The organism is Mesorhizobium sp. M4B.F.Ca.ET.203.01.1.1 (genome assembly GCF_004791025.1).
Classification (GTDB): domain Bacteria; phylum Pseudomonadota; class Alphaproteobacteria; order Rhizobiales; family Rhizobiaceae; genus Mesorhizobium; species Mesorhizobium abyssinicae.
On record NZ_SRUO01000023.1, the window covers coordinates 35817 to 60995 of the forward strand.

The window sequence follows — 25179 nt, forward strand, 5'->3', positions numbered from 1 at the left end:
TATCGAGCTTTGAGAGGTAGGCATGGTCTCCAACCGTGGTTTTGACTGCGTTCTAGCGACCGAGTCGCAAGCGCCATGCCAATTGACCCCATGCCTTGGGTTCACTTCGGTTTTTGCAGCAACTTTCGTGTTGTGCAGTAATGCCGGTCGATATTATTGCTCAAGCAGCACTGGAAATTGGGTGGGACTCCGTTCGGCAAACCCGGCCTTTGTCCGAAGCCGGACACGAATGTCGGAAATTAGCCAAACGCCAGGACCTGGGGCGGGTTAAGAAACGTTGCCGTGGGCACCGTTCTTCAGCACAATTGCGCCACGCGAGCATGGCTCCCAGCGTCAATGCCGTGCAGCAGCGAGACGAAAGTCACTGCAGAATATCAACCTCTGCGAAGTCGTTGAGACGATGGGACAGGATAGCCAAGGAGGTGCGCCGTCTTGCATGCCCCGCCAGCGAGGCGAACCCTCTTGGCTACGCGCGCCACCAGAGACGCTCCATATCGTCAGGCCCGCGTCTCATGCTCAGATGAGCCGGTATTTGGCTCTCTCATCAGCGAACCGAGAGAGCCCATGCCAAGACGGAAGCAAGCAAGACGAACGAGCGTCAAAGATACCCGGACGATCCTGCGCCTGACCCGTAAACAGGGCAGTCCGGTGGGCGAGGTGGCAGAGCAACTGAGGTTCGGCAAGACCTCGGTTTCCACCTATTTCTGCGGGCGCTGGAGGCGGGCTGTCGTGCTGGCCCTGCATGCGGCTTTGACGACGATGCGATGTTGAAACACCGTCTGTTGCGCCGAATCGGCCGTCGGCCACACGTTGGGTCGTCATCAGGTTCTCGACAGCTTCCCGGTGTCAAATCCAAACCGTGGTCGGCGATCCCACCAAGGTGGGAAGGCAGCGCTGACATAGCCGAACGTCGATCAAGTCACGATCAACGATTGCCTCATGTCACATGCCCTGCGGGACTGAAAAACGGAGAAGAACATGTGCGATGCAAAACTGAAGACCGTGCTTTCGCTCTTCTCGCCGGTGGCCAGCAAATTAGATGCTCTCTCGTCCAACGGACCAGCGACGGATGCAAATTACGTTAAGCTAAATACGAACGAGAACCCGTTTCCGTTGCCGAAGAGCGTAATGCAAAGTGCAATTGCTGCGATCGAACACCATTATCTTTATCCGGAAGACGACAATCTCAGCTTAAGGGCAGCTGCCTCCGACGCTTACGGATTTTCCAAAGATCAGGTGATTGCCGGCAACGGTTCGTCGGAACTGCTCGGACTCATCTACAGAGCTTTCCTCGCCCCAGGAGATACAGTGGCGATGCTGTCGCCCGGATTTTCGTTCAACCGTAAACTTGCCATGTTACAGGGTGCCGAGTTTCTCGAAATCGCATCGAGCGAAGCTCATCCCCTGCCGATAGAAAAACTTCTGTCCGGCCCCGCAAAAGACGCGAAGTTCATTCTGTTGGCTAATCCGAACAATCCGACCGGAACATTCGTGCCGGTGGCCGAAATCGAACGCCTTGTGGAGCAAGCAGATCGCTTGATCGTCTTGGATGAGGCCTACGTTGACTTCGCACCCGACCATGCCCTGCGCCTCGTCAATAGACATCCGAATCTTTTGATCTTGAGGACTTTTTCAAAGAGCTATGCTGCCGCTGGCGTGCGAGTCGGCTTCGGTTTCGGTCACCCAGAAATCATTGGCAGGCTGCGCAACATCCAGAATGTCTTCAACATGAACGTGATCGGGCAGGCGGTCGGGAAAAGCATTCTTGCGCATCGCCACGCCTACGAAGAGAACCACAGGCACATCAAGCATGAACGACAGCGAGTGACCCTGGCGCTGTTGCAACTTGGCTTTTCCGTAACACCCTCCCACGCAAACTTTTTGCTGGCCCGTGTGCCGGCGGGACAGGAGGGCTCATGCTGGCAAGCCGCGTTGAAAGAGCAGAAGATCCTCATCGCCAGCTTTCCTGACATAGATTTGAAGAACTGCATTCGCGTCAGCATTGGTAGCACAGAGCAGATGGACAAATTCCTTGCTGCCGCCAAACACGTCTGTATGAACTTTAAGAGGAATCGCGGTGTGCGCAAGCATGAAGTCAATTCACATTGCATTGGAAATGTATTAAGTAATAAGTGTCGATGTGTTATAAGTTATGATGTTTCCAATAGTGGATAAATCATAGGTAATTTGGAGAATAATTAATTGACGAAAATTTTCGCTTCGGGCCTAACCTTCGGCATCTTCGATCATCTGGACGAAAACGGCGATGACATCGCCCAACAATATGCAGATCGGCTGAGCCTAGCAGAAGCGTGCGATGGCTATGGCTTTTATGCGTATCATCTCGCAGAGCACCACTGTACGCCACATGGCAGAGGTCCATCACCGAATTTGTTCTTAGCGAGCGTCGCCCAGCGAACCCGCAGTCTTCGTGTTGGTCCCATGGTAATGCTACTTGCGCTCTATCATCCGCTGCGTGCCTTCGAGGAGATCTGCATGCTTGATCAGTTGAGCGGCGGCAGGCTTGAACTCGGCATAGGGCGCGGCTCTGCTCCGACTGAATTGGGATACTTCGGGGTTGCTGTAGAAGCAGCACCAGAACAGTACACGGAGGCCAGCGAGATTCTCATCAATGCGATGAAAGGCGGGACGCTTTCTTATGAGGGCCGCCACTTTGAGTTGAAAGACGTTCCGCTGACGTTGAGACCTCACCAATATCCCCAGCCGCCGACATGGATCGCCACCAATCGACCCGAGCCGGCTAGCTGGGCCGCCGCGAATGGGGCAAACATCGCCTGCGTCGGACCTTCCACTTCTGTTCGCAGCGTTACCGACGCGTTCCGCGCCGCCCGAATTCACGATGCTGACATTGGCCACCAAGCGCCATTTCTTGGATTGCTCCGAATGGTGGTGATAGGGCGTTCTGAAACAGATGCGTATTTGCTCGCAGCACCTGCCTATGAACGATGGCTCAAGAGCTTCAAATTTCTATACGAACTAAATGCCATTCCCACTCCACCAAACTTGCCTTTGAACTTCGATGCAGCAATTGAAAGTGAATTGTGCGTCGTGGGAACGGCAGCTTCTGTCCGAAAAGCTCTCCTTGATCAGCTGGAAGAGGCAGGTGCTAATTATCTTCTGTGTCAACTGGCATTTGGGGATTTGCCGCTGGATGCCTCGCTATACACCGCATCGACCATTCGATCCGAAATCATGGCTCGAGTTGCCGCATCGTGAATCCGTTGTGTGATTGGAGGAGCAGCGGCAGCGCTGCTGCTCATTCCGAAACGGTTGTGGGGGCCGGACTCTTGTGTCAGGCGTAAACACTAGGCCGGTGCTTGGTCGCCGACCGCGATACTGCAGCCCTCGCCCATTTCAGTCCCGATGACATTCCTGCCGCGACGGTTGCAGTGCCGCACTCCGCAAATTCCCCATACAGAAACAGACTTCTTGGCCTGCTCGACCAGCAGGATGGGTCCCTGCTCTCGCCGGATCTGGAGCACGTCGAACTGGCACTGAGCGATCGCCTTGAACAGCAAGGCAGGCCGATCAACTTCGTGTACTTCATAGAGGAGGGCTTCGGCTCTATCATCGCCAAAATGGCGCCCGGCCGGGATGCCGAAGCCGGCATTCTGGGCCACAAAGGCATGACAGGAACGGTTGTCGTCCTCGGCGACAATCTGGCGCCGCATGATTGCGTCGTCCAGCTCGCCGGAGAGGCGATGCGCATTCCGATAGCCCCCTTTCATGAGGCACTCGAGCAAAGTCCCACCCTGCGGCTGTTTCTTCTGCGCTTCGTGCAATGCCTGATGGTGCAGACCAGCTACACCGCTCTCACGCGAACGCCCGCCAGGGGCTCGAAAGCCGTCTCGTCCGATGGCTGCTGTTGTGTGAGGATCGCGCTGGCCCCGAGCTGAAACTCACGCGCGAATTCCTGTCGATCATGCTCGGCGTGAGGCGGCCGGGCGTAACCGTCGCCATCGAGGTCCTGGAAGGCAATGGCTTGATCCGCGCCACGTGCGGCAAGATCGTCATCCGTGATTGGGAAGGACTGATCAAACTGGCCGATGGCAGCTATGGCCCACCGGAAGCCGAGTACGAAAGGCTTATCGGTAGCAGTCCACTCCGCTGAAGGCTGTAGGGACCCTCGACAGCAGTGAGCCCATAGGAGATCACATGGCCGCCCTTTCCCTTAATTATTTTGACGTACGCAACAATGATCGGCTCTTTTCCGACACTGAAGGGACATGGTTAGCCGGCGGCATGGATTCCGTCAGGCTCGAGGCTTTCGCCGCGCTGACAGACTATGCGCGGGAAGTCACCCCCACCGTCATTTGCCGCCGCCTTACCGTTGAAGCCCGCGACGAAGACAGCAAGCCGCTCTTGGAAGCTGTTATGGACGTGGTCATCGGGGTCGTTTGTCTCAGACGACCCCGAACAGCCAAAGCGCTAAAAAAACGCCGAGCGCCAGCTCGGATGCCTTCCGGTGAACCGATCTGCGGGGCCGACTAGTCCTCTCGAACATCGGTCAGAGTGGCATGGCGCAGCCCGCCCTCGCCTTTCAGGAAGCTGATGTGGCCGACCAGGCCGGGCTTGATCCACTGCGCGTTCGGCTTCTTGATCGGAATTCCTTTGCGCGCCCGGCCGGGCATCCGGCGACGCGCTCGTAGAGCCGTTCCTTCATGGCGCGGTTCAGACCGATCACCGCGGCCCCGACATATTTTCGTGAGCCGTCGGCCTTGGCCATGAGAGCCATCGGCGCGGCGAGTAACCCTGAGGGTCTCGAGCTGCATCAGCATGGAGAGCCTGCCTATAACGGACCCCGTGCCGTCGTCGCGCTTTCCGAAGAAGTCGTCCGCCCACGGCAACCAGAGCGTCCTATCGAGGACAAAGCATGTTTGCCTGCGGCATTCTGAATCACATCCGAGACGAGGGTTGCCAGCTAATGGGTGGGCAGGCAGGGTGGCGCGCCAACGGCACACGGCCGCACGATGTAATGCAAATAGTACGAGGAAACCGATGCCCCCCATCACCCGTCGTCATGCCCTCTGCGCGCTCGCAGCCCTTTTTGGTGGAAAACACGCCCATGCTCAAACTTCTGTACAAGGCGGGCTCGATATCGTCCGCGGCAAGCGGACCACGTCTAAAGAGCATCCTTGGTACGTCGAACTCAATATTGTCACAGAGGATAAAATTGTCAGAGAGGATAAATCTTATCTATGCGGTGGAGTGGTGATCGGAGACCAATGGATCCTCACAGCGGCACACTGTTTAGCGGGTGCAACCAAGGTCGAGGCCTTTGTGAAGAATGGCGTTTCGTTAGATGTAACGGACTTTATTGTTCACGAAGAATATGTCGCGAAGACATTCAAACATGATCTGGCGCTCGTGCGGGTGCGCAGTACGCTACCCGCAGTGGCCATTCCCCTTGCTACCCCCCGGATGGACATTCCTAATGGCGAGCTCCTTACCGTGACGGGTAAGGGAGTTACACGACATGGTGGAGAGGAATCAGAAGAGCTCCGAGAGGGCAAGGTCCCATACGTCGACAACAAAACGTGCAGCCGCAAATATGGGGAGGAGATCTTTCCTGGGATGATGTGCGCCGGAACCGAAAGCGGCGGGACCGATCCTTGCCAAGGGGACAGTGGAGGTCCTCTGACCAAAGCCCATGGCAAAAACCCTATCTTGGTTGGAATTGTCTCGAGTGGGGCCGGTTGCGGAAGGACATACGGTGTGTATACGCGCGTGTCGTATTATCGCGAGTGGATCACGAAACATACCGGTGACTGAGGGGGCGAGTCGGGATGCGTGCAGGGTGGAAAGTTCACGTTGCCGCGTATCCGAACGCGCAGAATGTCCAGACTAATCGGAGTTCATCTAACAGGTATCCTGACCATGTCCCATGAAGGCTGTGCAGGCTAGGAAGCCCCGAGGCACCCGCGCCTGGCTCATCAGCGGAGCTGGGGGCTCTGATTAGACCCGCCGGAGATCAGGGCGGCGGGCTCTATCCAGCGGCACTGTATGACGCCAAGTCCAAACGCAAATTTGATGACGACGTGCGCGATAGCGGGCTTGGGGATTTTGTCGAGGCGGTCGAAGCCACCCCTCACGCCCTTGGCTAAGAAACCAAGCCTTCTTCAGCTTCCAAGAGACCGAGCACAGTGGTGCCAGAGTGGTCGGTCGAGGCATGCTGGCGAATGCGCGACAAAAGCAGCTTGTGGCCATAGAAGGCAGCGACACAAGCAAGACTGGTCGCCCCGCAATCGGTGATATCGCGCTGCTTAAACTTGCTGACCTTGCTTGACATGGCGGCTCGCTGACTGTCTGGAAATTGAAGATTAGTCGCCCGCGTAGAGCGGATTGAGCTAATCGTCGACTTTATCATAGAGGAGTTGCAGCAAAGTGCGGCCTGCAACGAGAAAGCGTGCCCAAACGGTAATGCCTTTCTTCAGGTGAGCGATGCCCCCGTTCTTAAGGACGAGTTGGTTGCGAGACAGCGCAAGGGGGACCTTGAAGAAGGGCTCCCGCCGTGGAGAATGGAGTCCTGCGCCACGTTGAGCACCTTGGCGTCAGTGACACCCCATTGATTGTAGTTTGTAGGCATCGATTTGGATATGCACCGACTGGCCCGGGTGCACAAAAGCGATGTCTTTGGGGGGAACGTAGATTTCCACCACCAGTTCGGTACCGGCGAAACCCAACCGACGTTTTGCCCGGCCTGTACGTAGCTGCCGGAAGTGAGGCCTGAGAATTGCTCAAGAGTACTGGGGCTCGAATATGAGTCAGATCCCGCTCGTTCTCGAGCTCATGCAAAGTGGCCGTGAGCTCCTTGAGGCGCAGGTTGATGTCGAAGAGTTGCTGGTTTCATTCGGCGATTTTTCGCCGGGCCAGGATCTCGCCCTGGAGCTCAATGTTGTGGAGGGCGAAAGTCTTTTCTTCAACAGTTTTCGCGGGCGCTGCAGAAGCCGAAAGCAGTCGCTTGGCACGGTCGAGTTCCGCTGCGGCATTGGTGCGGGCGTATTCGTTTTCCCGCAACAAGTTGAGGAAATGCGCGCGGTCAGCTTTGGCGGATTCGGTCGAGAGGCGGATCGGGTCCTTGGCCTGCGTGCCGGAGGAGATCAGGTTTTCGAGATCACCGGCAAGATCGCTCCTTGCGACCCATGCTCGCTCCAATCGGGCTGTGCGGAAATTCTCCCGGTTCACAAAATTGAGTCGCTGGAGTAGTGGGGGCGCAGAGAAATCTCCGGTCGCAGCCTTACCCGGTCAAAACAAGGATACCAATGATGAAGACTCTCGCCGTCTGCTCTGGCGGATTGGACTCCGTTTCCCTTGCTCACATGGTGGCAGCGGAGCACGAACTCACCGGCCTTCTATCTTTCGACTATGGCCAACGGCACAGGAAGGAATTGGGCTTCGCCGCTCTTTGCGCGCAGCGACTGAAGGTCCCGCACCAGATCATCGACATCGGCGAAATCGGCCGTGGCCTTTCCGGCTCAGCGCTGACCGACAGTGTCGACGTGCCGGACGGCCACTACGCCGAAGACACGATGAAGATTACGGTGGTGCCGAACCGCAATGCCATCATGTTGGCAATCGCCTTCGGTCTCGCCGCCGCCCACAACGCCGAAGCGGTGGCGGCGGCCATGCATGGTGGGGACCACTTCATCTATCCCGATTGCCGTCCGGCCTTCATTGAAGCTTTCCAGACAATGCAAGACCGCGCGCTCGACGGCTATGCGCAGATACGCCTCTATGCACCGTATGTGAATCTCGGAAAAGCTGACATTGTTGCGGATGGCGCAAGATACGGCACCCCGTTTGCCGAGACCTGGTCCTGTTACAAGGGCGGCGTGCGTCACTGCGGACGATGCGGGACCTGCGTCGAGCGGCGCGAAGCGTTCCATCTCGCCGGGCACGCTGATCCCACCGACTACGAGGACGCCGATTTCTGGCTCGAGGCGCTGCGCAGGAGGCGCGCGTAATGTTCCACATCAGCAAGGAATTCCACTTCTCGGCCTCGCATCAGCTCACCTCCTTGCCTCCCAACCATCAATGTGCGCGCCTGCACGGGCATAACTATGTCGTCGTAGTGGAGCTGTCGGCCAAGGAACTGGACGCCCACGGCTTCGTGCGCGACTATCACGATCTGGCGCCGCTCAAACGCTACATTGACGAGAGCTTCGACCATCGGCACCTCAACGACGTGCTGGGACATGAGAAGGTCACGGCGGAATGCCTGGCCAGACATTTCTATGAATGGTGCAAGGCACGTCTGCCGCAGACCGCGGCCGTGCGCGTTAGCGAAACACCGAAAACTTGGGCGGAATACCGTCCGTGACCGACATGCATCCCGTAATCCGTGTGAGCGAGATATTCGGGCCGACGATCCAGGGCGAGGGCGTGCTCATCGGCTTGCCGACGGTGTTCATCAGAACCGGCGGATGTGATTATCGCTGTTCATGGTGCGACAGCCTTCACGCGGTGGACAATCAGTATCGCCATGAATGGCTACCGATGCCGATCGATGCCGTGTGGCAAACCGTCCATGCGCTTTCCGGCGGCAGGCCGGTTATGGTCTCCTTGTCAGGCGGCAACCCGGCCATTCAGCCGTTCGGTCCCCTCATAGAACGAGGCCATCGCGAGGGCTATCGTTTTGCACTGGAAACGCAGGGTTCCGTGGTGAGGGAGTGGTTTGCGGATCTTGACGTGCTGACCCTTAGCCCAAAGCCGCCGTCCAGCGAAATGACGACCCGTTGGGCTGCGTTTGAGGCGTGCCTCGAAGCGGCGCAAGAGAAGCCGCAAATCGTGCTCAAGCTCGTCGTTTTCGACGAGAGTGACTATGCCTACGCCAAAGAAGTCGCGGCGCGATATCCGCACCTTCCGATCTATCTGCAACCCGGCAATCACACGCCGCCGCGCCCCGGCAGTGAAGACGCCTCTGTCGACTTGGACGGAATAATGATGCGAATGGAATGGCTTGTCGAAAGGGTGACCAGCGACAGGTGGTTCGAAGCCCGCGTGTTGCCGCAGCTGCACGTTCTGCTTTGGGGTAACAAGAGGGCGGTCTAGTCTGCGGCTTGCGTCGCACCGGAAGGCCGGGCTCCGACGGCTTGGCAGGCTCTCTTCGCGTGCCGAGTACAGCCGAGCTTTGTTCGCGCCAGCGGTCTCGCGATTGTGCGGCTGGAAACCGCCCGGACACCCGCTGCCGGCGTGTGTCACCTTGACTCCGATGAGCTGTCGTCACGCAAAGTTGAAATCCGCAAGAACTGGCCTTCTCGCCCCACCTGCTTGACTGTTTCCTCCGTCGCAAGCACGTCATCCCCTCATCCTTGTTCAGCTCTTATCGATGTATCTCATTGTCCGGCCTGACGCTCGACTGTCAGACACCAGAACGCCCAACGGGGCTGGCCCGCCGGTCAACGGCAGCTGCTAAACAGAACGGCGATGTGCATGGGAATGCATCCATTGCGTAAATGCCTTCCATAAAGAAGATCGATTTCCTCACTGGCCCAACGTGAAATATAGCAACGTCTTCGTGGCGTCGTCGGCTGCGTCAGGAGTAGCGATGAAAACGTATTGGGGTCGCCTGCGTCTCCTTGGGCGGCGAGTGTAAAGTGTAGCGATGCGGCCTCAGGCGCGAACGGCGAGCCGCGCAGTGATCACCTTCGCCTGTGCCTTTGCGGCGGGGGTCAAGCGCTGGTCTGCTCGAATTTTTATCGTCTAGCTGGTTGAAACTGCGTCCGTTGCGGGCTGCAGAAGCCGGCCGGCCGAGAAACGGCAGCCGCACTTATAAAAGCACGCCAAGGCATGCGGGCATCCGTCAGTTGCAAAGGACAATAGTGGCCGCGCCGATTGGCCATCACGGGTCCATTAGGGCAGCCACCAACATCAGTTCGCAAGAGGAGCAAAAGCAATATGTATCGTCGTCACCTGATCAAAGGGTTGGTTGCGCTCGGCGCATGCCGGATTTGCGTTCAAGCCGCCCAAGCGACCAGTGCCCATTGGGGATACACCGGTCCGGTCGGACCGGAGCACTGGGCTGATCTGGATAAGAAAAATTTCGTATGCTCTGCCGGCACGCAGCAATCGCCGATCGATATCAACAGCGCGGTCAAGGCGGATATCCCGCATATCGCCATCGGCTGGCACAAGGGCGGCGGCAATATGGTGAACAACGGCCACACCATTCAAATCAATATGCCACAAGGCAGCACGCTGACCCGCGGCGATCGTGTCTACGAACTGGTACAGTTCCATTTCCATGCGCCAAGCGAACATCACGTGGCGGGCAAGAGCTTCCCGCTGGAGGTGCATTTCGTTCACAAGGACACGCAAAGTGGTACTCTGGGCGTGCTGGGCGTCTTTTTAACGCCCGGCGCGACAAATGCCAGCTTTGCTGCCCTTGCTGCGGCCTTTCCCGAACTGCCGAATGGGGAGGTTACGATCGACGAGGTGAATCCCAACTGGCTTCTGCCAGCGTCGCTTGGCTATTGGACTTATGAGGGCTCACTGACGACGCCGCCGTGCGCCGAAAACGTCGAGTGGATGGTGGCGATGGAACCGGTTGACGTTGATCCGGCAGACATCCAGCGATTTACCTCACTTTACCCGTGAACGCGCGCCCTTTTCATTCACCCAATCGACGCTTCATCCTGCGCCAGAGTTGAGCGCCGCCCCAGCGGTTCCGCACGGTCCAACATTCTTGGCACAAATTGGCGCGAAGCCTCCTCTTCCGGTCTGGCGGTCTGACGGCGCTCCCCAAGCTGGCTAGTCTAAAGGATAGGGATTCGGTGCCGGCACCACTCGTCCCAAAGACGTCGCGGCGAGGTTTGTCTGCAACCCGGCAATCACACGCCGCCCCGCCGTGGCAATGAAGACGTCTCTGTCGAGTCCGACGGAATATGATGCGCATGGAATAGCTGGCCGAAAAGGTGACCAGCGACAGGTGGTTCGAAGCCCGCGTCTTGCCGCAGCTGCACGTTCTACTCTGGGGTAACAAGAGGGCGGTGTATACCTTCTCTTAGCTTCGCCGCCAACTACTCGGTTTTCCGAATTGCTCTCTATATTCTTGAAGGCGATGCGTTCGTTAAAGACATGTGCTGCGCACCTGGTGTAAAAGCTGCTCTCATCATGCAGAGGTCAAGTTGTAGCTGATGTTGCCCTTGATGCCGCAGCCTACCGCGGCGGGACCAAACTCAATGGCAAGCAGGCCGGCTAGGATCGTGCAGCCAGTCGCGAGCCTCGCCCACAACGGGGTCTCACGCGCATGATGGCGCCGGCCATGGGTTCGGCGGTTGTACTCATTGTCTACATAGCGCCGTTTGCCCTCGCTCTTTCTCCCCGCGGGGCAGTATGCCCATCTATCATGACCAGGTGCATATTAGCCCTATGCAGACAAGCGGGTGGCTACTTACATCGTGAGCGTTCTCGAGAAGCCGTAGTGGCGCACCGTGCTGACCAACAACGAAAAGGCGCAACCCCTTGCCCGCGCGTTCGGTTGCCGCTCACTCGTCATCTTCTGGCGGTTCTAGTTTGCCAACCGAAACCTCTAGCCTCGTGGTGCACTCAATAAGGTTAGCTAGCAATTTGGCATCAATGTCTGTGTGCCCCTCGTACTCGGAGAGGTTTCGCTCGTTGTGCGCTTTAGAAAAATCTGAATGTCAGCCTTGTCGGTTCCGACGGTATGAACGAGCGCTTGAAACACCGAAGTGCGATTGTCCGAGCGATAGCCTTCGCGGCGTAGGGCTGCCAGGGCAAGCCGATGCGCAGCTCCATATAAGAGAGTGAATTGGCTGTCGGGGTCGAGACCTTTCTGTGCGTCAGTTAAATTCTTGCGGGCGCCACCCAGCATGCCGTCATATTCGGACAGCGATGGGGGCTCACTTTTCATCAGCCCAATCTTTACGAGGTTGTCTAGTTCTTGCTTGCCCACGCTTGTAAATCTTTCTCCGAGCCGATGAGGAAAATCTTTGGAAGGGTACTTACCTTTCGGACAAACGACCCTTTCTGCGACGCCTTTCGTTGCCATTCCTCCGGCGACAGAAATGTCGGACTGACCTTTCGGCCTAGTCTCAGTTCCGCGTTTTGTGCGGCTGAATAAAGTTCAGAGAGGTTCAGGTTATCGCCGACCACCATCAAATCGATATCGCTGCGTTCTGTGTCCGTGCCTTTGGCGACTGAACCGTACACGAAGGCAGATTTGATCGAATGAAAGTGCGACAGCAATTCCCTTAGTGGCTCGGTTGGTATTTGGTTCTTAAGTGAAAAGTGCGCCGTGCTCTGCAAAGCAGGGGGGGCTGCGTTCTCAGGCCCCGCGCTAGTGCCGTCACGATGCGCCTTTAGGCGCTGGTATTCATCGACCGAAAGCAGCACAAGCCGTTCGCGGCCATTCTTGCTGATGATCACGGGTTCCGCTAGCGCCTTGTCCTGATACACCCCTAAGTTGCGCTGAAATTCAACCGAGCTAATGACCGACATAGAATTGTCCCGATAATCCGTTATATCCGTATAATACGTATCTTTTTGAAAATATCAATGATCTCGTGCTAAGGTACTGAATTATTTGCCTTCGATATAGCGCGTCGGCGGAACCAACTCGTAGACGGGCTATGAAAGGTTAAGCGCGGATGTCTATCGGCCGCCGGCGTTCCCGCTCCGCAAGCCTGCCTGAACTATTCCGCGCGGCGGTCAAGCCCCAGGCTCCTGCTCATCCAGCGACCGCAGGCTGGAAAGACAATAGCCGACGTCTTCCGATGGTCTCGCCATCAGCTTTGGGCTAGCTCCCCATTATCCCGCTTCGAGCTCGACACAGGGCGGTTTCGATGGCGCACGACAATCTGTGTCGGCTTTGTCGTGTCCGTGACAGACGCCTGAAAGGCCCGCTCGCGCGTTTTGCCGCCGTCTAAGTGGCTGGAATTTAATAACGAAGTTTCTTCTCGGATCGGCCGATCACGCTGGTACGCTTTTTGCGATGCTTGGTGTGAGGCGGCACGAGCTGCCTATCGGCACTTGTGTCGCGGGCAGTCGCGATGATTAGAACGAAGGAAGGAAAGCTATTATGTCAGGTCTGCGTCAGATCGCCTTTTACGGCAAAGGCGGCATCGGCAAGTCCACCACCTCCCAAAATACGCTCGCCGCCCTTGTCGACCTCGGGCAGAGAATCCTCATCGTAGGATGCGACCCCAAAGCCGATTCCACACGCTTGATCCTGAATTCGAAAGCTCAGGATACCGTCCTGGATCTCGCCGCACAGGAAGGTTCGGTGGAAGACCTCGAACTCCAGGACGTGCTCAAGGTCGGCTACAGAGGCATCAAGTGCGTGGAGTCCGGCGGCCCCGAGCCGGGTGTCGGTTGCGCCGGCCGCGGCGTCATCACCTCGATCAATTTCCTCGAGGAGAATGGCGCTTATGACGATGTCGATTATGTCTCCTATGACGTCCTCGGCGACGTGGTATGCGGCGGCTTCGCCATGCCGATCCGCGAAGGCAAGGCCCAGGAGATCTACATCGTCATGTCCGGCGAGATGATGGCGCTCTATGCCGCCAATAACATCGCCAAGGGCATCCTCAAATATGCCCATTCGGGCGGTGTGCGGCTGGGCGGGCTGATCTGCAATGAACGTCAAACCGACCGTGAACTCGATCTGGCCGAAGCACTGGCTGGCCGATTGAATTCCAAGCTCATCCACTTCGTGCCCCGCGACAACATCGTCCAGCATGCCGAACTCAGGAAGATGTCGGTGATCCAGTACGCGCCGGACTCCAAGCAGGCAGGGGAATACCGCGCTCTGGCCGAGAAGATCCACGCCAATTCGGGCCAGGGTACGATCCCGACGCCGATCACCATGGAGGAGCTGGAGGAGATGCTGCTCGACTTCGGCATCATGAAGACCGACGAGCAGATGCTTGCCGAGCTTCACTCCAAGGAAGCGGCGAAGGCGGCGGCCCAGTAGTGACATTAGCGCTGCCATGAATCGGCGCGCCTTGCAGAGAACGGCGCCTATTCGTTGAGGCGTCACCCAACCTTGAAAGGGGACTCATGAGCCGGGAATACGAGAATGACGGTGCTCTTCATGCGAAGCTTATCGAAGAGGTGTTGTCGCATTATCCCGACAAGGCGGCGAAGCGCCGCAAGAAGCACCTCAACGTCGCAAAGAGCGGCAACGAGGCTGGCGGGGAAAGCGAGGTCCTTTCCGAATGCGACGTCAAATCGAACATCAAGTCCATTCCCGGGGTGATGACGATTCGCGGCTGTGCATATGCGGGTTCGAAAGGCGTGGTGTGGGGGCCAGTCAAGGATATGGTCCATATCTCGCACGGCCCGGTCGGCTGCGGCCAATACTCTTGGTCGCAGCGCCGCAACTACTACGTCGGTACGACGGGCGTCGACACGTTCGGGACAATGCAGTTCACCTCCGATTTCCAGGAGAAGGACATCGTCTTCGGCGGCGACAAGAAGCTGGAACAGATCATTGACGAGATTGAAGTCTTGTTTCCGCTTAACAACGGCATCACCGTGCAATCCGAATGCCCTATCGGCCTGATTGGCGATGACACCGAGGCGGTTTCTCGCAAAAAGACCAAGGAGTATGACAAGACGATCGTGCCGGTACGCTGCGAGGGTTTCCGCGGCGTCTCGCAGTCGCTTGGCCACCACATCGCCAATGATGCGATCCGGGATTGGGTCTTCGACAAAAAGGATGTCAAGTTCGAGGCCGGCCCCTACGACGTCAACGTCATCGGCGACTACAATATCGGCGGCGATGCCTGGGCCTCGCGCATACTGCTTGAGGAGATAGGGCTGCGCGTGGTCGGCAACTGGTCGGGTGACGCCACACTCGCAGAGATCGAGCGCGCCCCGAAGGCTAAGCTCAATCTTATCCACTGCTACCGGTCGATGAACTACATCTGTCGGCATATGGAGGAAAAGTATGGCGTCGCTTGGATGGAGTACAATTTCTTCGGTCCCTCCCAGATCGAAGCCTCTCTGCGCAACATAGCCAAGCATTTTGGGCCGGAAATCGAGGAAAAGACCGAAAAGGTCATTGCCAAGTACAGGCCGCTTGTTGATGCGGTCATCGCCAAGTACCTGTCGCGCCTGGAAGGAAATACCGTGATGCTCTATGTCGGCGGCCTGCGCCCCCGCCACGTCGTCACGGCCTACGAGGACCTCGGCATGGTCATCGTGGGCACCGGCTATGAATTCGCCCACAGCGACGACTATCAGCGCACCGGCCACTACGTGAAGAACGGCACGCTGATCTATGATGACGTGACCGGCTATGAGTTGGAGAAATTCATCGAAGGGATTCGCCCAAATCTGGTCGGCTCGGGAATCAAAGAAAAATACCCGGTGCAGAAGATGGGCATACCGTTCCGCCAGATGCATTCCTGGGATTATTCAGGCCCGTATCACGGGTACGATGGCTTTGCCATTTTCGCACGTGATGTGGATCTCGCCATCAACAACCCGGTCTGGGACCTATTCCACGCGCCTTGGAAAAGAAGCCGGGGCGATGAGCGGGCGATGGCTGCCGAATAAACATCTGCTTTAGCCCCAGTCTCCCACTGAGACGGTGAACTCCCGCGGCCTCTGATCCGCCGGAGCCTGGAACGTCTTGACGTCCTGAGCTGCCGTACCGCGCAGCCAGATGCAAAAGAGGTAATCATCATGCCGCAGTCGGCTGAAAAAATTCTCGATCACGCTCCCCTGTTCCGCGAGCCGGAATACAGAAAGATGCTCGCTGAGAAGAAGCTAAACTTCGAATGTCCGCACCCCGATGAGATCGTTTCCGATCAGCGCGATTTCACCCAGACGTGGGAATACCGCGAAAAGAACCTCGCCCGCAAAGCGCTTGTCGTGAACCCGGCCAAGGCCTGCCAGCCGCTGGGTGCGGTATTCGCTGCCGCCGGCTTCGAACGAACCATGTCCTTCGTCCACGGCAGCCAAGGTTGCGTCGCCTATTACCGCTCGCACCTGTCGCGCCATTTCAAGGAGCCTGCCGCGGCGGTCTCCTCCTCAATGACCGAGGATGCGGCGGTGTTTGGCGGCCTGAAGAACATGGTCGACGGGCTCGCCAACACCTACCAGCTCTACGACCCGAAGATGATTGCCGTGTCGACGACCTGTATGGCAGAGGTCATTGGCGACGACCTGCACAGCTTCATCCAGAACGCCAAGGACGAAGATTCAGTCCCGCGCGACTTCGACGTGCCCTTTGCCCACACGCCGGCCTTCGTTGGCAGTCATGTCGACGGCTATGACAACATGGTCAAAGGCATTTTGGAGCACTTCTGGAAAGGCCAGGAGCGTACGCAAGTCGAAGGAGCCATCAACATCATTCCGGGCTTCGACGGCTTCTGCGTCGGCAACAACCGGGAGCTCAAGCGCCTGCTCGATGTAATGGGCGTGTCCTACACATTCATCCAGGATGCCTCTGACCAGTTCGATACGCCTTCGGACGGTGAATACCGCATGTATGACGGGGGCACGAAGATCAACGAGGTGAAGAAGGCCCTCAACGCCGAGGCAACGCTTTCGCTGCAGCATCACAACACCCGAAAGACGCTGGGCTATTGCGAGGAGGTCGGGCAGGCGACGGCCTCGTTCCACTATCCGCTCGGCGTTCAGGCGACCGACGAATTCCTGATGGAGGTCGCGGCGATTTCCGGCAAGGAGATCCCCGAGGCAATTCGCCTCGAGCGCGGCCGACTGGTAGACGCCATGGCGGACAGCCAATCCTGGTTGCATGGTAAGAAATACGCCATCTACGGCGATCCCGACTTCGTTCACGCGATGGCCCGCTTTGTCATGGAGACCGGCGGCGAGCCAACCCATTGCCTCGCCACCAATGGCACCTCGGCATGGGAAGCCGATTTGAAGAAGCTGCTAGCATCCTCGCCTTTCGGCAAGGCTGCCCAGGTTTGGGCGGGCAAGGACCTGTGGGCGCTGCGCTCACTGCTCTTTACCGAGCCGGTGGACCTTTTGATCGGCAATTCCTACGGCAAGTACCTGGAGCGCGACACCGGAACGCCGCTGATCCGGCTGATGTTTCCGATCTTCGATCGGCACCATCATCACCGCTTTGCGCTCTTTGGCTACCAGGGCGCGTTGCGCGTGCTTACGACGATCCTCGACAAGATCTTCGACAAACTCGATCGCGAGACGAGCGAGACGGGTGTGACGGATTATTCCTATGACCTCACGCGCTAAGAGCCGTGGCCGGCTTTTCGCCGAGGCCATTCCTTGCCCAATGGACTGGGGAGGCTGAGCAATGTCCTCCCTCAGCGCCAAAATCAAGGACGCCTTCGATGAGCCCGCCTGCGATAAGAACCGTGGCAAAGATGCCAAGGCGCGCAAGGAGGGCTGCTCGAAGTCGCTGACACCAGGGGCGGCAGCCGGCGGCTGCGCCTTTGACGGAGCCAAGATCGTCCTGCAGCCGATCACCGACGTTGCGCATCTGGTCCATGCGCCGCTTGCCTGCGAGGGCAATTCTTGGGACAACCGTGGTGCGGTTTCGTCAGGACCGACCTTGTGGCGGACAAGCTTCACGACCGACCTCACCGAACTCGACCTGGTGATGGGGCAGGGCGAGCGGAAACTCTTCAAGGCGATCCGCGAGATCAAGCACACATACGCGCCGCCGGCGATCTTCGTCTACTCGACTTGCGTAACGGCGCTGATCGGTGACGACATCGAGGCCGTGTGCAAACGCGCCACGGAAAAGTTCGGTTTGGCCGTGGTGCCGATCAATGCGCCTGGCCTGGCAGGCTCCAAGAACCTCGGCAACAAGCTCGCCGCCGAGGCGTTGCTCGATCATGTCATCGGCACGGTCGAACCCGACGACTCTGGGCCCTACGACATCAACATCCTTGGCGAATTCAACCTCTCGGGCGAATTCTGGCTTGTAAAGCCGCTCCTCGATCGGCTCGGGATCCGGGTGCGCGCCTGCATTCCCGGCGATGCGCGTTACCGCGACATTGCTTCCGCGCACCGCGCCCGGGCGGCAATGATGGTGTGCTCGACCGCGCTGATCAGTCTTGCCCGCAAGATGGAGGAGCGCTGGGACATCCCGTTCTTCGAGGGCTCCTTCTATGGCATCTCCGACACATCGCAAGCTCTTCGCAACCTTGTCAGGCTGCTGGTGAGGAAGGGCGCCGATCCGGAGATCCTCGAGCGCACAGAGACGCTAATCGCGCAGCAGGAGGCGATCGCGTGGAAGAAACTCGAATCCTACCGGCAAAGGCTCCAAGGCAAGCGCGTGCTGCTCAACACAGGCGGTGTGAAGTCCTGGTCGGTTGTCCATGCGCTGATGGAGATCGGAATCGAGATCGTCGGCACCTCGGTCAAGAAATCTACGGTGCAGGACAAGGAGCGCATCAAACAAGTTCTCAAGCACGACAAGCACATGTTCGAATCCATGGCTGCGCGCGAGCTGTACGCCATGCTCTCTGAACACAGGGCCGATATCATGCTGTCGGGCGGTCGCACGCAATTCATTGCGCTCAAGGCCAAGACGCCCTGGCTCGATATCAACCAGGAGCGCCAGCATCCTTATGCCGGCTATGACGGCATGGTGGAACTCGTACGCCAGATCGACCTCGCCATTCACAATCCGATCTGGTCTCAGGTGCGCCAGCCGGCCCCGTGGGATTGCCAGCCTGATCTGATAGGCGAATTGCCGTGCACGAGGAACGAGACCGCGTACCTGTTTGATGAATTCGCATGCGCGACGGCACACGAGTGTTGAGGCGACCGATGGCCCGCATCCTTCTCCAGAGCAAATCGGCTGCGGTCAACCCGCTGAAGTCGTCGCAGCCGCTGGGTGCCGCCTTTGCCTTTCTTGGCGTCGACGGTGCGATGCCGCTGTTCCACGGCAGCCAGGGATGCACAAGCTTTGCGCTCGTTCTCTTCGTGCGGCACTTCAAAGAAGCGATTCCCTTGCAGACTACGGCGATGGATGAGGTGGCGACCATCCTCGGCGCAGCCGACCATCTGGAAGAGGCGATCCTCAACCTCAAGAACCGCACGAAGCCAAAGCTGATCGGGGTGTGCACGACCGCGCTCGTGGAGACGCGTGGCGAAGATTGCGCGGGTGATATCGCCAACGTCAAGCTGAAGCACACGCAAGAGCTTGCGGGTACGGAGGTCGTGCTGGCCAACACGCCGGATTTTGACGGCGCGATCGAAGAGGGCTGGGCCAGGGCAGTCACCGCAATGATCAAAGGGATTACACGCTCGGGCGAACGTGCGCGGCAGCCGAAGAAGATCGCGATCCTGCCCGGATGCAACCTCACTGTCGCCGACGTCGAGCATATGCGTGACATGGTTGAAAGCTTTGGGCTCAAGCCGGTTATTCTGCCCGACATTTCAGGCTCGCTCGACGGTACGGTTCCTGACCGCTGGGTAGCGACTACATACGGCGGCACCAGCGTCGAGGACGTTCGCGAGTTGGGCACGGCCATGCAATGCATCGCCATCGGTGAGCACATGCGCCGTCCGGCGAGAGTGCTGCACGGGTTGACCGGCGTGCCTTACGTGTTGTTCCAGTCACTGACTGGGCTGCAGGACACGGACCGCTTCGTGTCGCTGCTGTCTGCGATTTCGGGCGCGGCGGTACCGGCCCGCGTGCGCCGGCGCCGGGCGCAATTGCAGGACGCGATGCTCGACGGACATTTCCATTTCGGCGGCAAGAAAATTGCCATCGCTGCCGAACCAGACCAGCTGTTCCAACTCGCAGCCTTCTTTGCTGGCCTCGGCTCCGAGATAGCCGCGGCCGTCACAACGACCGACAGGTCTAAAATTCTCAAGAAAGTCCCGGCGGTTTCGGTTCAGATCGGCGATCTCGGCGATCTGGAAAGTCTTGCCGTCGGTGCTGACCTGCTTGTCACGCATTCGCACGGGCGCCAAGCATCGGAGCGGCTCGGAATTCCGCTCATGCGCATCGGGTTCCCGGTCTTCGATCGACTAGGCAGCCAGCACAAGCTCGCAATTCTCTATCAGGGCACCCGCGACCTGATCTTCGAGGTCGCCAACATCTTCCAGGCCAACCAACACGCGCCCACTCCTGAGGCGCTTGATCCACTCCGTAATCGAGAAATATCAGATGAACGCTGTTCGCCGCCTCTCGCTGGTCAGTAATGAGGTTTTCGCACCGATGCCGGAACAACGTGCATGCGCATTGCGCGTCGCGATCGCCACTCAGGACATGAAGGACCTCAACGCCCATTTCGGGTCGGCCAGACGCTTTGCTGTCTACGACGTGACGCGCGAGGAGTGGAACCTCGTCGAAGCCGTGGCCTTCGATGACGTTTCGGATGAAAGCGGGGAGCATCGGGCCGAGGGCGATGACCGCATCACGCCCAAGGTGGATGCGCTGAAGGGCTGTCATCTGCTGTTTTGTCTGGCGATTGGCGGACCTTCGGCAGCCAAGGTTGTCGCGGCAAAAATCCACCCGATCAAAGTGGCGGAGCCCCAATCCATCCAAGAGGTGCTGTTGCGCACGCAGATGATGCTCAGGACGTGTCCTCCGCCCTGGCTGCGCAAGGTGCTGGCGCAAGCGGGCGTTGCCGAAACGAAACCGTCCTTCGAGGACGAGGACTGAAAAGAGGAGGACGCCAAATGTCTGACCCCGCAATCCCCCCAGCCGTCGCCGAAGACGAGGCGGCTCTTTGCACCCCGTTCGTCAAATGCCTCGTCCGGCTGATCCGTGCTCAGGATTCCTATGGCTCGTGGGAACGCAAAGCGGACGCCGAGCTGCTGGGCGACTTCATTATTACCAAGGAACAGCGCCGAGCGATCCCGATCATCGGAGATCCCGATCCGGACGTGCTGTGGAGGCTCGACAAGTACTACGCCGCCATCGGGCTTGCGATCGAGGAGCGCTGCGGCCTTATGGCATCGCCGATGATCCAGGTGAGCCATGAGGGTTTTGGTCGGGTGCTTTTCACGACCGGACGGTTGGTCGTTTTGTCCAAAACGCTGCGCGATGTCCACCGGTTTGGCTTCGAGACGCTCCTGAAGCTCGCCACGGCCGGTACGAAGCTGGTCGACGATGGGATTGCAGTCATCGAAGCCTTTCCCCACGTGGCGCTGGCATGATGGGCGCGATTTTCGAGAAAGGCCATCATGACGGACGCGAGAAACTTTTTTGGCCAGCCCCCTCGATCCAGGGGCTCGAGGCCGACCAGGTTGCTGGGGTATCGCCGATGAAGAAGCCGCTGGTCCTGATCTGCTCGCAAGATGCCGAGTTCTATCTGCTCTACAGTCACATACTGGAGGTGGACGGTTTCAGCAGTGAGACGGCAGACGGCGCGAAGGCTGCGCTGGCCTTGGCCGAACAACGGGAGCTTCAGGCCGTAGTGCTGGATTGCGACCCAGCCAGCATAAACGGGTCCGCAATTTGCGCCCACCTCAAGCGGGAACCGCGCACCACCGACCTGCCCATCATCGCCCTGATCGCGCCTGGCGCCGAGCACCAGCACCTCGATCTCTTGAAGGCAGGCGTTGAGAGCTTTGTGCGGCCGGTGGCTCCGGCCAAGCTGCTCGACTGCCTGCGGGCGAGGCTCGGGCTGACCAAGCGTGGTTCGAACGGGGTTGAAAACGACAGTTGGATTTGTTGTGGAGGCCTGGAGATGAAGCTCGATGCCCATCGGGTTCGCGGTAATGGCCACGACATCCATCTCGGACGGATCGAGTTCAACGTGCTGCGGCTTATGATTGAGGCCCCCGGCAAGGTCTTCAGCCGGGACGAGCTTATCGGGGCGGCCTGGCGGCCCAACATTCATGTCGGTGCACGCACCGTCGATGTCCATATCAGCCGAATCAGGAGGGCGCTGAAAACGGCCTTGCCCGGCAGCGTCATTCGCACCGTCAGGTCGGCCGGCTACTCGCTCGAGAAGCCGGACGACTGAAATCGGTGGTCGAATGTGGTGCCGCTCTCTCTTCCTCCGCTGAGAGCGGTGTTGCCGCAGACGCTCCTAACGAAGACCAAGAGAAGCAGGCAAATGGAATTTAAAAGCATATTCTGTGTGACGGGTGCTGATCATTCTGATGAGGACCTCACAACAGCTGCCGGACTGTGTGGCGAGGTCGGCGCGCACCTATCCGTACTGATTATACCGCCTCCATTGCTCTTGATGTCGTCTCCGCCCCTCGAGTGGGGTACGGGACGTGCACAGGCAATTGCAGTACCGAATTATCGATTTCAGCAAATCGAGAAATTTTCACAGGACGTGACCAGAATGGAAAGACGGTCCGCGGATATCCTCAAACGGCTGAAAGCTATGTCGCTTTCCTGTGACGTTGACACCGACTATTGCGATCCGGCTAGCCTCGGTGAAGTGGCGCGACAGCGGGCGCTCTGCGCTGACCTGACGATCGTTGGAGCGGACCTCCTCAACGATGAGACTCTCGGACCTCCTGTTGTCAACGGCTGCTTGTTCGATAGCGGAAAGCCGGTGCTCATCGTGCCGAAGGGCGCTAAGGCGACCCTGTCGCCTCGACGCGTGCTGGTCGGCTGGGATTCGCGCGTAGAGGCCTCGCGTGCGGTTCGGGAAGCTCTTAGTCTCCTATCCGCTGCTGAGGAAGTTTGTGTCGCTATGGTCGATCCGAAGGCGCAAAACAACGGGAAAGGTGCGCAGTCTGGAGCAGACATCGCTGCCTATCTTACTCGGCACGGTGCTCGGGTCTCGGTTGACCTGCTTAAGAGCGCCGGTAAATCGGCGGCCACAGTGCTGACGCAGCACGCGGCCGACACCTGCGCCGACATGATAGTCATGGGTGCTTATGGCAGCCGTCGGCTGCGTGAGCGGATTTTCGGCGGTCCGCCGAGCTGGAGCTTTGAGAAGACCACATTGCCGCTGTTTTTGGCTCGCTGATCAGTTCCGTAGGAACACCGATCAGGTCGTAGGACCGCCAACCAGTCCGAAGTCGTCGTCGGTTACCGGTCGGATTGCGGAGACATGGCTGGATCCGCGAACATCTTGCGACGCTTGTCAGAGCCAAACCGGACGCCTCGACTGCTTCAGGACGCTCTCGTGCATCCAACTCGTGCGAGATCGTCTGTAACGGGCAGTAAAGACGAACGGCTGCAGCAGACCGCAGCCAAGCCACAGGGCGGGTGTACCAGGGGACCCCCGCCTCGGGGCGCGAACCCTGTTGGAAGGCCCCTGATCAGTACCCGGACGCGGGTCAAATCGGCGGCTGCCCCCTGTCAGGCCTGCGGTGTGCAAGGGCCGCTGCCGCGGAGCTTCCTCTGCCCGATCGTCGGGCGTGCGACAATGTCGGGTTCCAGACGAGCTGGAATTACGCGAACTCGTTGGTTTGACGTTTTCTTTATCCGGCACGCTGCATGCATGGCAGTCTACGAACGCATTACGAGCCGTTATCCATGGTTACGCCCCTCGAAGAAAGAGCCGCTTCCGTCGTAACCGGGAAACAGCCAATCCTGGGGTGGAGGCAGCCGCTAGGAGCCGCCGTAAAATCCGGAGAGCTGCGCGACAGCATCACACGCGGTCCTTCTCGCTCTTGGGTTCGGATGATGCGGTGCCCGCTGTCGATGTCGCCCATTGAGCCCAAGATCTGGAAGGCCGCGCAGGCTTTTGCCTTCCTCTCAGTCGGGACCGCGGCTCAAGGATGCCTGTGAGGTTCGCAATGCTCAATGCCTGGCGGTCGCCGCGCACATGCCGCTGAGTTGGGAAACACTCCTAGAGGAGCAAGGATAAGTGGACCTCTTTTGCATTGGTATCGGTGCTGGGCCGTCTAATTTGAGCCTTGCGTGTCAGATACAGGAAGAGATTGCGCAAGGGGCACTGTTCTTGGACCGGCAGGTCGATTTCCGCGGACATCCAGGCAGCGCTTTCGATTGCGCGGAGCTCCAGGTCGGCCACTTCCAGGATCTGGTTACTCTGGTCAATCCGCGATCAGCCTACACATTCGTAAATTACCTCCACGAGAACGGGCGTCTTTACCATTTCCTCAATGCGCAATTTCACGGGGTGCTCAGAGCCGAGTTCGCCCAATATCTCAACTGGGCGTTCCAGAAGAATCCGCTTGTCCGTGGCGGCGAGGCAGTTCGCGAAATCCGCTTTGACGGCGAGTTTCGCGTGCGGACGGACAACGCGGTCCTTGATGCGAGAAACCTCGTCATCGACATAGGCAAGCAGGCGCAAATTCCGCCTCAGTTTCATGGCTGGACTGGACCCAACCTGTTCCACTCATCAGACCTAGCGCATATCCATCCTGAGGTGCACAAAAAGCATGTCTGCGTGGTTGGCGGCGGACAGTCGGGAGCCGAGCTGCTGCTGCACCTTGTCGGCCGGCCGAAAGAACGGCGGCCCGCGGCGATCACTTGGGTCTTGACGCGCGAGATGCCTTTCGACGACCACCCGTTCACAAACGAGCTGTTCACGCCTTGCTTTTCGGATCGTTTTGCGGCCATGAGCGAGGTGCATCGCCAGCTGTTCCTGCGGCGTTTCGCGCTTGCCTCCGACGGGATTTCAGAAAGCACGTTGCGCGCGGTCTATCAGGCGCTCTACCACCACGCCTTTCTCGAGCCACACCAATGCGACATCACACTGCGGCCAAGTTGCAACGTGTCGCGCTGCATCAACGCAGGGGCGGGGCACAGGCTCACGCTGCAGCGCGGCATGGATAACATCGGAGAAGTAACCGCGGACATCGTCATCCTGGCCACGGGGTACGAGAACGCGCTGCCGGACTTCCTGGAACCGATCGCAGATCGCCTCGAGCAGATCGGCAATGAGCTCGCCACCGGCGAGGATTTTTCGGTGTACTGGGACGGACCGCGAGACAGACGCCTTTTCGTTCAGAACGCCTGCCTTGGACAGCGCGGGCTGGCTGATCCGAACTTTGGCCTGCTGGCCTGGCGAGCGCGCCGCATCCTGGACAGCCTTCTGGGGCGCCCGCCATGCACCAATCCCGAGCATCTGGGCTTCATCAGCCGTACGTTGATCGAGCGCCGGCCCGACCTCGTAGCCGAAGAAATGGGCAGCGGGATATAACTGGTCTACTATTGTTCATTGGCGGTGGCATCCAGGGAATGATGTACGCCTTCGTTGCGGCGAACGCGGGAGCCTTAGCCCAGATCATCTTGACCGAATAAGCACTCGGGCCCTGAGGCACATCGTATATTCTGCGGACGTTTCCCCTACGCTC

At 58.5% G+C, this 25179-nt stretch carries 21 protein-coding genes and 4 pseudogenes; 21 read left to right on the plus strand and 4 right to left on the minus strand.

The features are described from left to right. The first annotated feature begins 978 nt into the window (after nucleotides 1-978). The 5 genes from hisC to EN846_RS35395 all read left to right on the plus strand — a co-directional run bounded on the left by hisC (nucleotide 979) and on the right by EN846_RS35395 (nucleotide 4512). Entirely contained in the window at nucleotides 979-2175 is a 1197-nt protein-coding gene (gene hisC, locus EN846_RS30890; RefSeq protein ID WP_091599485.1) for a histidinol-phosphate transaminase, read from the plus strand. A gap of 27 nt (nucleotides 2176-2202) precedes the next feature. Further along, nucleotides 2203-3237 carry an LLM class flavin-dependent oxidoreductase gene (locus tag EN846_RS30895; RefSeq protein ID WP_091599482.1) on the plus strand — a complete coding sequence of 345 codons (1035 nt, stop codon included), beginning with the start codon at nucleotides 2203-2205 and terminating at the stop codon, nucleotides 3235-3237. Between the two features lie 320 nt (nucleotides 3238-3557). Next, entirely contained in the window at nucleotides 3558-3917 is a 360-nt protein-coding gene (locus EN846_RS36575) for a hypothetical protein (protein WP_348628846.1), read from the plus strand. Next, on the plus strand, nucleotides 3803-4132 hold the full coding sequence (locus EN846_RS36130) for a helix-turn-helix domain-containing protein (RefSeq protein WP_245466525.1): 330 nt from the start codon (nucleotides 3803-3805) through the stop codon (nucleotides 4130-4132). Before EN846_RS36575 ends, EN846_RS36130 begins: the two co-directional genes overlap by 115 nt. 44 nt (nucleotides 4133-4176) lie before the next feature. Continuing rightward, a complete protein-coding gene (locus EN846_RS35395) occupies nucleotides 4177-4512 on the plus strand; it encodes a hypothetical protein (protein ID WP_187331497.1) in 336 nt (111 codons plus the stop codon). Here the strand turns inward: EN846_RS35395 and EN846_RS30910 are convergent. Then, nucleotides 4509-4799 (minus strand): hypothetical protein, encoded by a 291-nt coding sequence (locus EN846_RS30910; protein WP_126057644.1) that lies wholly within the window; start codon nucleotides 4797-4799, stop codon nucleotides 4509-4511. The two genes, EN846_RS35395 and EN846_RS30910, sit on opposite strands and share 4 nt — an antisense overlap. A gap of 220 nt (nucleotides 4800-5019) precedes the next feature. Between EN846_RS30910 and EN846_RS30915 the strand changes: the two genes are divergently transcribed. Then, nucleotides 5020-5793: a serine protease gene (locus EN846_RS30915; protein ID WP_164747232.1), complete on the plus strand. Its 774-nt coding sequence runs from the start codon at nucleotides 5020-5022 to the stop codon at nucleotides 5791-5793. 260 nt (nucleotides 5794-6053) lie between these two features. Here EN846_RS30915 and EN846_RS30920 read toward each other — a convergent pair. Both EN846_RS30920 and EN846_RS30925 read right to left on the minus strand, forming a co-directional pair. Next, a pseudogene (locus tag EN846_RS30920) lies at nucleotides 6054-6310 on the minus strand (cysteine peptidase family C39 domain-containing protein); the annotation flags it as partial. Between the two features lie 58 nt (nucleotides 6311-6368). Further along, a pseudogene (locus tag EN846_RS30925) lies at nucleotides 6369-7158 on the minus strand (HlyD family efflux transporter periplasmic adaptor subunit); the annotation flags it as partial. Between the two features lie 128 nt (nucleotides 7159-7286). Here EN846_RS30925 and queC point away from each other — a divergent pair. The 5 genes and pseudogenes from queC to EN846_RS36135 all read left to right on the plus strand — a co-directional run. After that, complete coding sequence (gene queC, locus EN846_RS30930; protein WP_091599584.1) at nucleotides 7287-7985, plus strand: 7-cyano-7-deazaguanine synthase QueC; 699 nt, start codon at nucleotides 7287-7289, stop codon at nucleotides 7983-7985. Then, nucleotides 7985-8341 (plus strand): 6-carboxytetrahydropterin synthase QueD, encoded by a 357-nt coding sequence (gene queD / locus EN846_RS30935; protein WP_063169374.1) that lies wholly within the window; start codon nucleotides 7985-7987, stop codon nucleotides 8339-8341. The genes queC and queD overlap by 1 nt, the downstream gene beginning before the upstream one ends. A 5-nt stretch (nucleotides 8342-8346) precedes the next feature. After that, nucleotides 8347-9072 (plus strand): 7-carboxy-7-deazaguanine synthase QueE, encoded by a 726-nt coding sequence (gene queE, locus EN846_RS30940; RefSeq protein ID WP_164747234.1) that lies wholly within the window; start codon nucleotides 8347-8349, stop codon nucleotides 9070-9072. A gap of 846 nt (nucleotides 9073-9918) precedes the next feature. After that, a pseudogene (locus EN846_RS30945) lies at nucleotides 9919-10670 on the plus strand (carbonic anhydrase). Nucleotides 10671-10830: 160 nt separating this feature from the next. Then, a pseudogene (locus tag EN846_RS36135) lies at nucleotides 10831-11027 on the plus strand (7-carboxy-7-deazaguanine synthase QueE); the annotation flags it as partial. An 889-nt stretch (nucleotides 11028-11916) separates the two neighbouring features. Here EN846_RS36135 and EN846_RS30960 read toward each other — a convergent pair. Beyond that, nucleotides 11917-12480: a type II toxin-antitoxin system prevent-host-death family antitoxin gene (locus EN846_RS30960; protein ID WP_245466524.1), complete on the minus strand. Its 564-nt coding sequence runs from the start codon at nucleotides 12478-12480 to the stop codon at nucleotides 11917-11919. A gap of 580 nt (nucleotides 12481-13060) precedes the next feature. Here EN846_RS30960 and nifH point away from each other — a divergent pair. The 10 genes from nifH (at nucleotide 13061) to EN846_RS31010 (ending at nucleotide 25025) form a co-directional block, all read left to right on the plus strand. Beyond that, complete coding sequence (gene nifH / locus EN846_RS30965; RefSeq protein WP_024505261.1) at nucleotides 13061-13954, plus strand: nitrogenase iron protein; 894 nt, start codon at nucleotides 13061-13063, stop codon at nucleotides 13952-13954. 86 nt (nucleotides 13955-14040) lie between these two features. Beyond that, nucleotides 14041-15543, plus strand: a complete 1503-nt coding sequence (gene nifD, locus EN846_RS30970; protein WP_024505262.1) for a nitrogenase molybdenum-iron protein alpha chain — start codon at nucleotides 14041-14043, stop codon at nucleotides 15541-15543. A 129-nt stretch (nucleotides 15544-15672) separates the two neighbouring features. Further along, nucleotides 15673-17214: a nitrogenase molybdenum-iron protein subunit beta gene (gene nifK, locus EN846_RS30975; RefSeq protein ID WP_029356526.1), complete on the plus strand. Its 1542-nt coding sequence runs from the start codon at nucleotides 15673-15675 to the stop codon at nucleotides 17212-17214. Nucleotides 17215-17275: 61 nt separating this feature from the next. Beyond that, nucleotides 17276-18751, plus strand: coding sequence for a nitrogenase iron-molybdenum cofactor biosynthesis protein NifE (gene nifE, locus EN846_RS30980; protein WP_126057648.1), 1476 nt, complete (start codon nucleotides 17276-17278; stop codon nucleotides 18749-18751). Nucleotides 18752-18759: 8 nt separating this feature from the next. Next, a complete protein-coding gene (gene nifN, locus EN846_RS30985; protein ID WP_126057649.1) occupies nucleotides 18760-20142 on the plus strand; it encodes a nitrogenase iron-molybdenum cofactor biosynthesis protein NifN in 1383 nt (460 codons plus the stop codon). Further along, nucleotides 20108-20605, plus strand: coding sequence for a nitrogen fixation protein NifX (gene nifX / locus EN846_RS30990; RefSeq protein WP_126057650.1), 498 nt, complete (start codon nucleotides 20108-20110; stop codon nucleotides 20603-20605). Before nifN ends, nifX begins: the two co-directional genes overlap by 35 nt. 17 nt (nucleotides 20606-20622) lie before the next feature. Further along, a complete protein-coding gene (locus EN846_RS30995; protein ID WP_127283383.1) occupies nucleotides 20623-21102 on the plus strand; it encodes a NifX-associated nitrogen fixation protein in 480 nt (159 codons plus the stop codon). Then, nucleotides 21099-21914, plus strand: coding sequence for a response regulator transcription factor (locus EN846_RS31000; protein ID WP_245455311.1), 816 nt, complete (start codon nucleotides 21099-21101; stop codon nucleotides 21912-21914). Before EN846_RS30995 ends, EN846_RS31000 begins: the two co-directional genes overlap by 4 nt. Before the next feature lie 93 nt (nucleotides 21915-22007). After that, nucleotides 22008-22880, plus strand: coding sequence for a universal stress protein (locus EN846_RS31005; RefSeq protein ID WP_126057652.1), 873 nt, complete (start codon nucleotides 22008-22010; stop codon nucleotides 22878-22880). A gap of 846 nt (nucleotides 22881-23726) precedes the next feature. Next, nucleotides 23727-25025: a SidA/IucD/PvdA family monooxygenase gene (locus tag EN846_RS31010; RefSeq protein ID WP_135914088.1), complete on the plus strand. Its 1299-nt coding sequence runs from the start codon at nucleotides 23727-23729 to the stop codon at nucleotides 25023-25025. The last annotated feature ends 154 nt before the right edge of the window (nucleotides 25026-25179 follow it).

Coding starts and splice junctions, on each gene's coding strand:
- queD (WP_063169374.1), top strand. CDS start 7,985: ATGTTCCACATCAGCAAGGAATTCCACTTCTCGGCCTCGCATCAGCTC.
- EN846_RS35395 (WP_187331497.1), top strand. CDS start 4,177: ATGGCCGCCCTTTCCCTTAATTATTTTGACGTACGCAACAATGATCGG.
- EN846_RS36130 (WP_245466525.1), top strand. CDS start 3,803: ATGCCTGATGGTGCAGACCAGCTACACCGCTCTCACGCGAACGCCCGC.
- EN846_RS30910 (WP_126057644.1), bottom strand. CDS start 4,799: ATGCTGATGCAGCTCGAGACCCTCAGGGTTACTCGCCGCGCCGATGGC.
- nifH (WP_024505261.1), top strand. CDS start 13,061: ATGTCAGGTCTGCGTCAGATCGCCTTTTACGGCAAAGGCGGCATCGGC.
- EN846_RS30995 (WP_127283383.1), top strand. CDS start 20,623: ATGTCTGACCCCGCAATCCCCCCAGCCGTCGCCGAAGACGAGGCGGCT.
- EN846_RS30960 (WP_245466524.1), bottom strand. CDS start 12,480: ATGTCGGTCATTAGCTCGGTTGAATTTCAGCGCAACTTAGGGGTGTAT.
- EN846_RS31005 (WP_126057652.1), top strand. CDS start 22,008: ATGGAATTTAAAAGCATATTCTGTGTGACGGGTGCTGATCATTCTGAT.
- nifD (WP_024505262.1), top strand. CDS start 14,041: ATGAGCCGGGAATACGAGAATGACGGTGCTCTTCATGCGAAGCTTATC.
- nifK (WP_029356526.1), top strand. CDS start 15,673: ATGCCGCAGTCGGCTGAAAAAATTCTCGATCACGCTCCCCTGTTCCGC.
- EN846_RS30915 (WP_164747232.1), top strand. CDS start 5,020: ATGCCCCCCATCACCCGTCGTCATGCCCTCTGCGCGCTCGCAGCCCTT.
- nifX (WP_126057650.1), top strand. CDS start 20,108: ATGAACGCTGTTCGCCGCCTCTCGCTGGTCAGTAATGAGGTTTTCGCA.
- queC (WP_091599584.1), top strand. CDS start 7,287: ATGAAGACTCTCGCCGTCTGCTCTGGCGGATTGGACTCCGTTTCCCTT.
- hisC (WP_091599485.1), top strand. CDS start 979: ATGTGCGATGCAAAACTGAAGACCGTGCTTTCGCTCTTCTCGCCGGTG.
- nifN (WP_126057649.1), top strand. CDS start 18,760: ATGGCCCGCATCCTTCTCCAGAGCAAATCGGCTGCGGTCAACCCGCTG.
- queE (WP_164747234.1), top strand. CDS start 8,347: ATGCATCCCGTAATCCGTGTGAGCGAGATATTCGGGCCGACGATCCAG.
- EN846_RS31000 (WP_245455311.1), top strand. CDS start 21,099: ATGATGGGCGCGATTTTCGAGAAAGGCCATCATGACGGACGCGAGAAA.
- nifE (WP_126057648.1), top strand. CDS start 17,276: ATGTCCTCCCTCAGCGCCAAAATCAAGGACGCCTTCGATGAGCCCGCC.